This is a genomic window from Pedobacter sp. PF22-3 (assembly GCF_026239555.1).
In the GTDB taxonomy this organism is placed as follows: Bacteria; Bacteroidota; Bacteroidia; order Sphingobacteriales; family Sphingobacteriaceae; genus Pedobacter.
This window is the reverse complement of record NZ_JAPIVP010000007.1, coordinates 36,581-49,983: the sequence shown is the minus strand read 5'-3', so window position 1 is coordinate 49,983 and position 13,403 is coordinate 36,581. Positions and strand designations below refer to the sequence as shown.

Annotated in this window: 8 protein-coding genes; all 8 read left to right on the top strand. The window is 40.3% G+C overall.

What is annotated here, in order from left to right; genetic code table 11:
- The first annotated feature begins 7 nt into the window (after positions 1-7).
- The 8 genes from OQX63_RS10855 to OQX63_RS10820 all read left to right on the top strand — a co-directional run bounded on the left by OQX63_RS10855 (position 8) and on the right by OQX63_RS10820 (position 13,397).
- Positions 8-3,151, top strand: coding sequence for a SusC/RagA family TonB-linked outer membrane protein (locus OQX63_RS10855; RefSeq protein ID WP_265850895.1), 3,144 nt, complete (start codon positions 8-10; stop codon positions 3,149-3,151).
- 13 nt (positions 3,152-3,164) lie between these two features.
- Positions 3,165-4,691, top strand: coding sequence for a RagB/SusD family nutrient uptake outer membrane protein (locus tag OQX63_RS10850; protein WP_265850894.1), 1,527 nt, complete (start codon positions 3,165-3,167; stop codon positions 4,689-4,691).
- An 88-nt stretch (positions 4,692-4,779) separates the two neighbouring features.
- The gene (locus OQX63_RS10845; protein WP_265850893.1) at positions 4,780-6,177 is read left to right on the top strand and encodes a glycoside hydrolase family 30 protein; all 1,398 of its coding nucleotides are present in this window, start codon (positions 4,780-4,782) and stop codon (positions 6,175-6,177) included.
- 18 nt (positions 6,178-6,195) lie between these two features.
- Positions 6,196-7,947 carry a cellulase family glycosylhydrolase gene (locus tag OQX63_RS10840; RefSeq protein ID WP_265850892.1) on the top strand — a complete coding sequence of 584 codons (1,752 nt, stop codon included), beginning with the start codon at positions 6,196-6,198 and terminating at the stop codon, positions 7,945-7,947.
- A gap of 16 nt (positions 7,948-7,963) precedes the next feature.
- Positions 7,964-9,163 carry a multiheme c-type cytochrome gene (locus tag OQX63_RS10835; protein ID WP_265850891.1) on the top strand — a complete coding sequence of 400 codons (1,200 nt, stop codon included), beginning with the start codon at positions 7,964-7,966 and terminating at the stop codon, positions 9,161-9,163.
- 96 nt (positions 9,164-9,259) lie between these two features.
- Positions 9,260-11,584 (top strand): TonB-dependent receptor, encoded by a 2,325-nt coding sequence (locus OQX63_RS10830; RefSeq protein WP_265850890.1) that lies wholly within the window; start codon positions 9,260-9,262, stop codon positions 11,582-11,584.
- Positions 11,585-11,588: 4 nt separating this feature from the next.
- Complete coding sequence (locus OQX63_RS10825) at positions 11,589-12,395, top strand: DUF4249 domain-containing protein (protein ID WP_265850889.1); 807 nt, start codon at positions 11,589-11,591, stop codon at positions 12,393-12,395.
- Between the two features lie 42 nt (positions 12,396-12,437).
- Positions 12,438-13,397 (top strand): 2-hydroxyacid dehydrogenase, encoded by a 960-nt coding sequence (locus OQX63_RS10820; protein ID WP_265850888.1) that lies wholly within the window; start codon positions 12,438-12,440, stop codon positions 13,395-13,397.
- The last annotated feature ends 6 nt before the right edge of the window (positions 13,398-13,403 follow it).

Below are 13,403 nucleotides of genomic sequence, written 5' to 3'. Positions count from 1 at the left end.
AATTTCTATGAGAAGAAGATTTACATTCGTATTCTTCATTTACAGTATCCTGGCATTCCCATTGGTGTTATTGGCACAAGACATTTCTGTTACAGGAAAAGTAACAGAACAAAATGGTAGTCCGTTGCCAGGTGTAACCGTTCGGCTGGAGGGTACAACTAAAGCTGCATCTACTGATGCCAATGGTGTTTTCAGCATTCAGGCACCGGTAGGCGGAAAATTAAACATCAGCTTAATCGGTATGACCACACAAACGATAACTGTTCCGGCTGATGGCCGTATTAATGTATCGCTGTCTGCCAACTCAAAAGATTTATCCGAGGTGGTTGTGGTGGGTTACGGTACGCAGAAAAAAGCGCTCGTAACGGGATCTATTTCCAGCGTAAAAGCGAAAGATCTGGAATCGATGCCAATTAACAGGGTAGAGCAAGCCTTACAGGGAAGAACATCTGGTTTAACAATTGCCAGTGGTAATGGACAACCTGGATCTGCTTCGACAGTTCGGGTAAGGGGTTTTACCTCTTTTGCATCTTCAGGCAATAACGATCCGCTTTGGGTTGTTGACGGTGTAATTGTAGATAATGGTGGTATTGGTTATTTAAACCAATCAGATATTGAATCTATTGAGGTTTTAAAAGATGCAGCTTCGCAGGCCATTTATGGTGCCAGAGCGGCAAACGGTGTAATTATTGTGTCTACCAAGAAAGGTAGAGAAGGAAGATTATCTATTAATTACAATGGATTTTATGGTACACAGGCACCTGCTAAAAAGTTAAAACTGTTAAATGCCACTCAATATGCTACGATCAGGAATGAAGCGTATGCTAACAGTTATAATGCAGCAACCGACGGCACTTTTACATTGCCTTATGCAAATCCATCTGCTTATGGAGAAGGTACTGATTGGCAATCCGTTGTTTTTAATAACGACGCCCGCAGACAGACCCATGAGTTCAGCGTTTCAGGCGGAACCAACAAATCTACCTTTTATACTTCCTTTGGTTATATCGATCAGGATGGTATTGTATCAACACCTATTTCCAGTTTTAACCGCGCAAACATCCGTCTTAATTCTACATTTAAGCCGGCTAAGTGGATAAGCTTTGGCGAGAATTTAGGTTACAGCCATTCGGTTAACAAGTCTTTAGGTAATACCAATAGCGAGTTTGGTGGCCCTTTAAGTTCGGCTATTCATTTAGATCCGATAACCCCGGTTATTCAAACAGATCCAAACCTTATTAACAAATCTCCTTATACCATAGCCAATATCATAAGAGATCCTGCAACAGGATTTCCTTACGGTATATCTGGCCCTGTTGGTCAGGAAATGAGTAATCCTTTAGCGTATAATCAAACCAGATTAGGTAACTATGGTTGGGATCATAACATTGTTGGTAATGCTTTCTTAGAAATTGAGCCTATTGAAAATTTAAAATTCAGGTCGTCATTAGGGACTAAACTTGCCTTTTATGGTTCTGAATCTTATACCCCGTTATACTGGTTAAGTCCCGCAAATACGAATTCGAAGACTAACTTCTATCGCGAGATGAACATGACCCTAAATTACAACTGGGAGAATACCATCAGCTATTCTAAAAGTTTTGGTAAGCACCATGCCTATGCTATTTTGGGTCAGGGATATTATATGGACAACAATAACCGCGGTTTAAATGTAAGGTTTAACAATATTATTGCCCAGGATTTTTATCAGGCCAATTTAAACTATAAGCCGGCAACTGCCGATATCCAGGGTGATGGTAGTGATGCTACCTTGCACGTTGTTAACTCTTTATTTACACGTGTAACTTATGATTACGATGAAAAATATCTATTTACGGGTATTATCCGTCGTGATGGTTCTTCACGCTTTGGTACCAACAACCGCTTTGGTTATTTCCCTTCAGCATCAATTGGCTGGGTACCTACAAAAGAAGCTTTCTGGAAAGAAAACAAGGTTGTTAACTTCTTAAAATTACGTGGTAGTTATGGTATTACAGGAAATGACGCCATTGGCGATTTCAGTTACATATCATTAGTTAATAGCGGACGTAACTATACTTTTGGTACTACCGATGTAAGTACCATTGGATGGAGTCCGGCTGCCTTATCAAATCCTGATTTGAAATGGGAAGAAACCCACCAAACAGATATCGGTTTAGATGCAACCTTATTTAATGATTTTAGCCTGAGTGCTTCTTACTTCAAAAAGAAAACCATTGGCGTATTGCAAACCCCATCTATTCCACTTTATTTAGGTGCAGCAGGTGGTGCCGCAGAAAATGTTGGCGATATGCAGAATACCGGTATAGAATTCGAATTGGGTTACAGAAAAAAAATTGGAGAACTTAATTTAGGTATTAATGCCAATATCTCGACCTTGAAAAATAAAGTAACCAAACTATTGCCAGGAAGAGAATTTATTGAAGATAACGCACAAAGCTTTCAGGGAATGGGCAACTTTACCCGTACCGGACTTGGACGTGCATTTAATGAATTTTATGGTTATGAAGCGCTGGGCATTTTCCAGTCGCAAGCAGAAATTAATGCTTACAGAGGTCCGGGAGGCACTATATTGCAACCTTCTGCAAAACCTGGAGATGTTAAATTTGCCAACTTAGACGGAAATGAAACAATAAATGGTAGCGACCGTACCTATTTAGGCAGTCCGCTTCCAAAATATACCTATGGTATTACCATTAACCTGGCTTATAAAAACTTTGATTTTGTTGCGTTTGGAAATGGTGTAGGCGGAAATATGATTTTCCAGGGATTGAGACGTTTAGATGTAACTTACGGAAACTGGCAACAATCAATTCTTGACAGGTGGACACCAACCAACACCTCAACCGATATTCCTCGTGTTGCAGATAAGGATCTTAATGGAAACTATACCAAATTCTCTAAAAATTATCTAGAAAAAGGTGATTACTTCCGTTTAAAAACCCTTCAGGTAGGTTATAATCTTCCAAATGATGTGATCAAAAAAATCGGCGCACAAAAAGTTAGGGTTTATCTAATGAGCGAAAACCTGTGGACCATTACAAAATATACAGGTTACGATCCTGAAATCGGTGGAACTGTATTGGGTGTAGACCGGGGAGTTTATCCGCAGGCACGTTCGTTTATGGTAGGTTTAAATGTTGGATTCTAAAAAAAAATTAAAAATGAAAAAGAATATTTTAGCTATTGCAGCCCTTTTAACCGCTTCACAGCTTATCGTTTCTTGTCAAAAACAGCTGGAGGTAAATCCGCGCGAACGCATATTGGAGACAAATTATTACCAAAATCAGCAACAGGCATTTACGGGTTTGGTAGCGGTTTATGATCAATTGGGTAACCAATCTAGCGGTTACCTTACAAAACTTAATTTATTCTGCTCCGCATCAGATGATCATTACGCTGGTGCCGATTCTCCATCAGATTTGGGAGATATGCAAGCAATGAATAATTATACAGTGAACTCTTTATCGGGTGCCCCAAGTTATTTGTGGAGTAAAGGCTTTACCGGTGTTTACCGCGCAAATGTGCTACTGAAAAAAATAGATGGCATTAGCATGGATGCTTCAACCAAGGCAAGGTATATTGCCGAAGCTAAAGCATTGAGGGCTATATTTTATTTTGACTTGGTACGTATTTTCAAAAATATACCCCTAATCTTAGCACCCATAGAGCCTTCTGGTATGTTCGATGTTACGCAGGTTGCTCCGGCTGATGTATACAAACAGATAGAACAAGATTTAAAGGAGTCGTTATCGGCTCTTCCGGTAACAATCCCTACTGCAGATGCAGGGCGCTTAAATCAAGGTGCAGCACATGCAGTTTTAGGTAAGGTTTATTTATGGCAGGAAAAATGGGCCCTGGCAGCAGCAGAGTTTGCCGAGGTTAATGGTACAGCTCCTGGTGCAAGTACCTATGGCTATAAATTATTGCCAAAATTTGCCGATTTATGGAACTGGAAAAATAAATTCAATTCAGAGTCTATTTTAGAACTTAGTTACAATACTACCTCTAACATGGGCTGGAGTAACGTTGGCAGCCGTGAAGGTAATGTGATGGGCATTTTGGTAGGGCCACGTAACTATGTGCCTGTAATTGCCGCGCAAGCACCAGATTATGTGTCGGGTTGGAGTGTGATGCCAATAACCAAAGAATTATTTGATTTAATCCATTACGATCCGCGTAACAAACCTACGGTTGCCAATTTAGATAGTTTGGAAAAAGCAGGTATTGTAACCTATAAACATGCTAATGATAATACCGGATATTTTGTTGAAAAATATGCTGGCAGGGTTTCTACCAAAGCTGCTGTTGGCCAGTTGGAATTAAACTTTGGTCAGAATATGTATGAAATCCGTTTAGCTGATACCTACTTAATGGAAGCCGAAGCCTTGTTGAGAAGCGGTGCAGCTGTTGGTGCAGGTTCCAGAGCATATATTTTCTTTAATGCTGTAAGAGCCCGGGTGGGCTTAAATCCTGTGGAGGTAACGATGGATAATATCATGAAAGAAAGACGTCTGGAGCTGGTAGCTGAAGGCCAAAGATGGTTTGATTTGGTGAGATGGGGACTAGCGCCTACTAAACTGGCCTTTAAAGGTTTTCAGGCAAATAAAAATGAAACTTTGCCTATCCCCCAAGCGGAGTTAAACAACACCAAAATTGTACAAAGTAAAGAATGGGGTGGCACTAAATAAAGTCGAGTATATATATCCTTAAAGTTTAATTGTTACAGGGAGAGAGCTAAGTCTTTCTTCCTGTTTTTTATCTGATTATTTCCCTTATATGCTAGTTAACAAGTCCATTGGACTCTTAATGGGTTGTGCTTTTACTTTCTCGGCTATGGCGCAAAGCCAACCACAGGTGTGGTTAACCAAAGCCGATCGTACAGCCTTATTTACCCGACAGGCAACAGGTTTAAAGGAGTCTGCACCAAAAACCAAACACCCTGTAATCATCATAAACGATAAAAAAACGTTTCAAAGTATAGATGGTTTTGGCTATGCCTTAACGGGTGGTAGTGCGCAGCATATTATTAAAATGTCGGCGCAGGCAAGGGCAGCATTGCTTAACGAACTTTTTGCAACCAATGGTAATAACATTGGAGTAAGTTACATCAGACTAAGCATTGGCGCTTCTGATTTAAATGAAAAAGTATTTTCTTATAACGACCTTCCCGAAGGACAAACCGATTTGGAACAAGCTAAATTTGATTTAGGCCCGGATAAGGCAGATGTTATTCCGGTAATGAAGGAGATCCTGGCCATTAATCCCAAAATTAAAATAATGGGTTCTCCATGGTCTCCTCCCTTATGGATGAAAACAACATATGATGCCCGGGGAGGGATGCTTAAACCAGCATACTATGCAGCTTATGCCAAATATTTTGTGCGTTATGTACAGGAAATGAAAAAGGAGGGGATCTCTGTTGATGCCATCACGGTGCAAAACGAACCTTTACATCCGGGCAATAATCCCAGTTTATTAATGGTGGCACCAGATCAGGCACTTTTTGTAAAGCGGTTTTTAGGCCCTGCTTTTGCAAAAGCCAATATTAAAACCAAAATTATTATTTACGACCATAATGCCGATCGGCCCGATTATCCGATCAGTATTTTAGATGATCCGGAAGCCAAAAAATATATTGATGGATCTGCCTTTCATCTCTATGGCGGTAAGATTGAAGCTTTAACTGATGTACACAATGCCCATCCTGATAAAAATATTTATTTCTCCGAGCAAATGGTGGTAGAACAGCCTGATGCCACAACCATTGATATTATAAATCCCGTAACACGTTTAATTATCGGCGCCACACGTAACTGGGCCAAAAATGTATTGGAGTGGAACCTTGCTGCAGATCCGGAAAATAAACCTTATACCGATAGGGGAGGTTGCTCCATGTGCCAGGGGGCAGTTACAATTGATGGCGATCATTACAGCCGTAACCTGGCCTATTTCTCTATAGCCCATGCTTCGAAATTTGTAAGGCCGGGCTCGGTACGCGTTGCTTCTAATGAGCCAGCTGGTTTGGCCAATGTTGCGTTTAAAACCCCCGATGGAAAGTATGTACTTATTGTGGCCAATACGTGCAAAACAGCTGCTGCGTTTAACATTAGCCTAAAGGGCAAAACCTTTGCTGCTGTACTCGATAAGGGTGCAGTAGCTACTTATATCTGGTAATTTTCAATCATTTTAACTATGTTTTTAAAAAAATCACTCTTATCTGTTTTTCTGTTCAGTAGCATTTCGTTTGCCGGTTTTGGTCAGGGTTTTTTAAAAGCATCGGGCACAAAAATTGTTGATGGGCAAGGCCAGAACGTATTGTTGCGCGGCATTGGTTTAGGTGGCTGGATGTTACAGGAAGGCTATATGCTTAAAATTAATAAAGAGGCACAGCAATACCGCATCCGCGAAAGGATTGCAGACCTGATGGGGCCGAAGCAAACACAGGAATTTTACGATGCATGGCTGGCCAACCATATGCGTAAAATTGATGTTGACTCCATGAAACGCTGGGGTTTTAACTCCATCCGCCTACCCATGCATTATAACTTGTATACGCTGCCGGTTGATCAGGAACCTGTAGCGGGTAAAAATACCTGGCTCGAAAAAGGCTTTGCCTTAACTGATAGTCTGCTCAACTGGTGTAAGGCCAATAAAATGTATCTCATTTTAGATTTACATGCCGCACCCGGAGGCCAGGGTAACGATTTAAACATTGCCGATCGCGATCCATCGAAACCTTACCTATGGGATAGCGAAGCCAATCAGGAGAAAACCATCGCCCTATGGCGAAAACTGGCCGAACGTTATAAAAATGAGCCCTATATTTGCGCTTATGATATTATAAATGAACCTAATTATGGTTTCAGTAATCCCGAAGATGATAAAAACGGCACCAAAGAAAAGGTAAACGCTCCCTTAAGAAAACTGATGGTTGACATTACTAAAGCCATCCGTGAGGTAGATCAGCACCACCTCATCATTATTGAAGGTAACGGCTGGGGTAATAACTACAATGGTATTTTCCCGCTGTGGGATAAAAACATGGCCTTAAGTTTTCATAAATACTGGAATTATAATGATCAGGCTTCGATAGAGCATATCATCAAAGCCCGTAATGAACAAAATGTACCGGTTTGGCTGGGCGAAACTGGCGAAAACTCCAATGTTTGGTTTACCGATGCTATCCAGCTTTTAGAAAAGAATAATATTGGCTGGTCATGGTGGCCTTTAAAGAAAATGGGTGTCAATAACCCTATGGAAATTAAATCGAACCCCAATTACGATGAACTGGTTAAATACCTGAACCATGGCGGCAATAAACCTAAAGATAGCAATGTATATAGCGGCCTGATGGAGCTGGCCATTTATTCGAGGTTAGAAAATATCATCATTCACCGCGATGTAATTGATGCGATGATCCGTCAGCCTTTTAGCAATGAAACCAAACCTTTTAAAGCTAATCTAATTCAGAATAAAAGCATTATTTACGCAGTTGATTATGATTTGGGGAGAAACGGATTTGCCTATTTCGATAATGATACTGCCGATTACCATACCGTAACCAATAAGCGGACGGCCGGAAACCGCGGCATGATTTACCGCAATGATGGTGTAGATATTGCCAAAGATTCGCTTCAGTACGAAAAATATTATGTAAACCATATCGAAAAAGGAGAGTGGTTGCAATACACCGTTAAGGTGGCACAAAAAGGCAACTATACTTTAAAAATTAATTCGGCAGCTGATCAGGCTAGCGGGCGGATTACTATTTTAATTGACGGTAAAACCATTGCCAGCGAAGTAGTGGTTCCAAATTCCGGTAACATGAAAAAGTTTACCACTTTCGAAATCAAAAATGTACCGTTAAAGGTTGGGTGGCAAAAAATCAGGGTACTGGCCGCTAATGGTGGTTATAATTTTAGTTATATTCAGTTTGTAAAATAAAAGGTAAAAAATTATTTTGAAAGGTATAAAGCGGATTCTGGTTATTTTAGGAGCGATAACAATCGTTATCATTATCCTCTCCAGATGCATGAATGCGGCCGATGCGTTACCAAAAGACATTAGGGGCGAATCTTATACCGGACCTGCCACCTGCATAAAGTGCCATCAGGAGATTAAGCAATCTTTTGCACATAACGCGCATGGTTTAACCTCTAAACCTGTATACGACCAGGAACTGTTAAAGGTTTTTGCTTCCGATTCCAATGCCTTTAACTTCGACATCCACCAAAAAGTGGTTATTGAGAAAAGGAGTGGCGGTGTTTTTCAGGTCGCTTACGTAGATGGGAAAGAGGTACGCGCCGAAAAGTTTGATATGGTATTTGGTTCTGGAGAAAAGGCTTACACCTATGCCTATTGGAAAGGAAAAAAGCTGTACGAGTTGCCACTTTCCTATTTCTCCGAGATCCGTAATTGGGCCATTAGTCCGGGTTTTACCAAACAAACCTTTTATTACGACCGGCCCATTGGAAGCCGTTGTTTAGAATGCCATGCTTCATACGTAGATATAAAAGTAACTCAAACTTCGGGCATTACCACTGATGAGGAAATGGAGCGTGGTGCCTTGCTTTATGGCATTGATTGTGAGCGCTGCCATGGGCCAGGCCGTCAACATGCGGTTTTTCACCTCGAAAATCCAGCAGAGAAAACTGCCAGGTTCATCACCATTTATAAAACATTAAGCCGTAAACAAAAGATGGATGCCTGCGGAGTATGCCACTCCGGAAATACCTTGGTTGCCCAGAAGTCGGTTTTTGGTTTCACACCCGGCGATAATTTAGATGATTATTACGCACAGGATTTTGTGGGTTTTGGTGGTGGTAACCCAGATGTACATGGTAACCAAACCAACATGTTAATGGGAAGCAATTGTTATCGGAAAAGCCAAAATATGACTTGCCAATCGTGCCACAATACACACGAAAATATTAAAGGTAATTTAAAAATTTACTCACAACGCTGTATCAGCTGTCACCAAAGTACAAAGCACAGTGAAATTACTTTAGCAAAGGGATCGCTCAGCACAAACTGTATCGATTGTCATATGCCTAAAGAGCCTTCAAAATTGATTACTTTTCAGCAGGCAGGTAAAGATCATTTGAGCCCGTACCTTTTACGTTCACACCATATTGCAATTTATCCCGTTATTAATAAGTAAAAGCCAAAATTGCGTTAAGAAATCCTCCATTATCCAATAATAGAAGTTGGATTTCGTACATTTGGTTTCTACCGTAAAAATTAGATAGTAGCCGATATGCTCATAAAACACTACTTAGCTTTATTTTCCCTCCTTTTTCTCTCCAACTCTATTTTTGCTCAAAAGAAATTTACCCTGAGTGGCACTATCCGCGATGCAGGTACCGGCGAAACCTTGATTGGCGCCACGGTAAGGATTACCGGAGCATCTACTGCAGCAACCTTAACCAATAATTATGGATACTTTGCTTTAACACAGGCTGAAGGTACTTATACCGTGGCGGTAAGTTATACTGGTTATACACCCATTGTTAAAACCATCAATTTAACAAAAGATACCAAGTTAAATGAAGAATTAAGAAGTGCAAACGATTTGGACGAAGTAAAGGTGAGCGCCAATAACCGTAAAAATGACAATGTTAAAAGCGCGCAAATGGGTTTGGAAAGGATTGATATGAAAACGCTCAATTCTATTCCCGTATTGCTTGGCGAAAGGGATATTTTAAAAACAATCCAATTGTTGCCAGGCGTAAAATCGGGTGGCGAGGGAAATACGGGTTTCTATGTACGCGGTGGTGCTGCCGATCAGAATTTAATCATTTTAGATGAGGCTGTGGTTTATAACTCTTCGCATCTCCTGGGCTTTTTCTCCACATTTAATGCCGATGCAATTAAGGATGTAAGTTTGTATAAAGGGGGCATGCCATCGCAATATGGCGGTCGCTTATCATCTGTTTTAGATGTTAAAATGGATGATGGAAACAATAAAGAATTTAAATTTCAGGGTGGCATTGGTTTAATTGCCTCGCGTTTAAAAGCAGAAGGTCCTATTGTAAAAGATAGAGGCTCCTTTATGGTAAGTTTCCGCAGAACCTATATTGATCTGTTCTTAAGGGCTTCGCCAGATTCGTCGGTGAATGGAAGCACACTGAATTTTTATGATATCAACGCAAAGGCGAATTATAAAATTAACGATAAAAATACCATCTATATTTCAGGCTATTTTGGAAAGGATAATATTGGAGTGAAAGATTTGTTTGAAAACAACTGGGGCAACGTAACCACGACTATCCGTTTAAATCATATTTTTAACGACCGCTTATTTTCCAATACTTCGTTAATTTACAATAACTACAATTATACGGTTCGTTTGCTCAACGATGCGACTAATTTTAAGGCCACCTCGCTGGTTCGCGATTTTAATTTTAAAGAAGATTTTCAGTATTTCAGTAACAAACATATTCTGAGATTTGGGCTAAATGCTACCCAGCACCGCATTTCGCCGATTGATATTGATAGCGATGCTTCTTCGCAGGTGAATTCGCTTTCGCAAGAGCGTAGGTATGGAATAGAATCTGCTGCTTATATTTCTGACGAATGGAATGTAAATGAGCACCTCAACTTTTTATATGGCATGAGGCTGGCTGCTTTTTCTTTAATGGGGCCTGGTAATTTTAATACCTACAATGCCGCAGGCGAAATTACCTCAACAGAAAATGTGGCCAAAGGCAAATTTTATAAAAACTATTTGAACCTGGAACCCCGCTTTTCAGTGAGTTACCTACTTAATGAACAAAACTCAATTAAAGCATCGTACAACCGCAATACGCAGAATGTTCATATTTTAACCAATGCCACATCTAGCTCGCCAACCGATCAGTATGTGTTGAGCAGCAATAACATCAAACCAGAAATTGCCGATCAGGTGGCACTGGGTTATTTTAAAAACATGAAAGAGAATACTTACGAGCTCTCTGCTGAAATTTATTATAAGTGGCTGCAAAACCAGATCGATTATAAGAATGCTGCCCAATTGCTGGCCAATTCGAATGTAGAATCTGAACTGATTTACGGCATAGGCCGCGCTTATGGGATGGAACTGTTTTTTAAAAAGAAATTTGGCAAACTGAACGGCTGGATAGGATATACCTTATCGCGTACCGAACGTAAATTTACAGAGTTGAACAATGGTAAATATTTTCCGGCCAGGCAAGACCGTACACACGACATTTCATTAGTTGGTATTTATAACATGACCTCAAGATGGACATTTTCATCAAGCTTTATTTACAGCACGGGTAATGCAGTTACCTATCCGGCAGGAAAATATACGGTTGGCGGGCAGCCGGCCTATTATTATACCGAGCGTAATGCAGGCCGTATGCCTTACAACATGCGTTTAGATGTAAGTGCAACGTTAGCAGGTAAGAAAAAAGGCAAATACCAATCGAGCTGGAATTTTGGTATTTATAATGTGCTGGCCAGAAAAAATCCTTACTCTATAGAGTTTATTACCGATCCACAAAACCCGAATAAAACTGCCGCACAGCAAACCTCGCTTTTTGGACTTATTCCGTCTGTTACCTGGGATTTTAAATTTTAATACCATGAAAAAACTAACGATATATTTTGCCTTATTTACACTGTGCTTTTCTTCATGCAAGAAAATTATTTCCATCGATACGGAAAATGCCGATCCACAGGTAGTTATTGAAGGGATTATTAATAACCAGTTGATAGATCAGGAAATTAAAATCAGCAAAACGATAGGTTATACCGAGGAAAATGTTTTCCCGAAAGTATCAGGTGCTACGGTTACCGTAACCGATAGCAAAGGCAATACGTTTGTATTTAAAGAGGGAACTAAGCCTGGGACTTATATTAACCGCATGAAAGGAGAGCCAGGGGTTACCTATAACTTAAATGCTACTGTTGAAGGACAAAACTATACCGCGAGTTCTAAAATGCCCAATGTGGTTAAAATGGATTCTATCGGGATCATTAAAAATAATTTTTTTGGCCGCGAGCGCAAAACAGCAGCAGCTTTTTTAAAAGACCCGGTTAATGAAGTTAATTTCTACCATTTTAACTTGTATGTAAATGATGTGCTGTCGCGACGCTATTATGCTAACAACGACAGGTTAACCAATGGAAACGATTTAAGGGTTCAGCTCTTCTTCAAACCCAATAACGATCATGATAGTGATGAGCTGAATACAAACGATAAAGTTAGGATTGAAATGGAATGTGTTGATAGCAACATTTTTAATTATTGGTATGCATTAAGTCAGCAGTCAGACCGCGGGCCTAACCAGGGTACCACACCGGCCAATCCTACATCAAACATTACCAATAATGCCTTGGGCTATTTCAGTGCAAACACTTATCAGGTACTTACAACTACGGTAAAATAAGCTTAATCAAAACTCCTGATCAGATTTAACTGTTAAATGAATATGAAAGTATTTATCAGCGGAACCATTGCTCCGGTTGGTTTAAAGCAACTGGAAGAAAATAATATTACCATTACCCAATGGGAAGAAAACAGGCAGATTACGGCAGAAGAGCTGATTGAGGCCTGTAAAGATCAGGATGCTTTGGTTAGCGTTGGCCCCAATAAGTTGAATGCCGCATTTTTAAATGCCTGTAGCCACTTAAAGGTTATTGCGCTACATTCAGTAGGTTTCGACCAGGTTGATTTAGACACCGCTAAAAAATTAAATATCCCAATTGGCAATACACCAGGCGTTTTGAGCGCAGCAACTGCTGATACCGCTTTTTTATTGATGTTGGCTGTATCGCGAAAGGCTTTTTTCTCACATAAAAAAATCATTCAGGGAGAGTGGAAAAACTACGAGCCCTCGCCAGAACTCGGAATTGAAGTAAATGGCAAAACCCTCGGCATCTTTGGCTTGGGCAAAATTGGTTTGGAAATGGCCAAAAAATGTGCTGCGGCCTACCAAATGGACGTAATATACCACAACCGCTCGCGGAATGAAGAAGCCGAAAAAGAAATCGGTGCAAAATATGTTTCCTTTGAAGAACTTTTGGCACAAAGCGATGTAATCTCTGTCCATACAGCACTAACGTCAGAAACGAAAGATAAATTTACACTAGATGTTTTTAAGCAAATGAAATCCAATTCCATTTTTATTAATACGGCCAGGGGTGGTATTCATAACGAAAAGGATTTAATAAAAGCTTTAGAAGAGAAAATAATATGGGGAGCAGGTTTGGATGTAACCAACCCGGAACCGATGGATAAAAATAATCCTTTGTTGGCTATGGAAAACGTTGCCATTTTACCACATATTGGCTCGGCTACCGAAGAAACCAGGGCAGCCATGGCGCAGATTATTGTTAAAAATGTTTTGGCTGGTTTAAAAGGAGAAAAGTTGCCGTTTGAGGTGAAGTAACATGTA

Coding starts and splice junctions, on each gene's coding strand:
- OQX63_RS10855 (WP_265850895.1), top strand. CDS start 8: ATGAGAAGAAGATTTACATTCGTATTCTTCATTTACAGTATCCTGGCA.
- OQX63_RS10850 (WP_265850894.1), top strand. CDS start 3,165: ATGAAAAAGAATATTTTAGCTATTGCAGCCCTTTTAACCGCTTCACAG.
- OQX63_RS10845 (WP_265850893.1), top strand. CDS start 4,780: ATGCTAGTTAACAAGTCCATTGGACTCTTAATGGGTTGTGCTTTTACT.
- OQX63_RS10840 (WP_265850892.1), top strand. CDS start 6,196: ATGTTTTTAAAAAAATCACTCTTATCTGTTTTTCTGTTCAGTAGCATT.
- OQX63_RS10830 (WP_265850890.1), top strand. CDS start 9,260: ATGCTCATAAAACACTACTTAGCTTTATTTTCCCTCCTTTTTCTCTCC.
- OQX63_RS10825 (WP_265850889.1), top strand. CDS start 11,589: ATGAAAAAACTAACGATATATTTTGCCTTATTTACACTGTGCTTTTCT.
- OQX63_RS10820 (WP_265850888.1), top strand. CDS start 12,438: ATGAAAGTATTTATCAGCGGAACCATTGCTCCGGTTGGTTTAAAGCAA.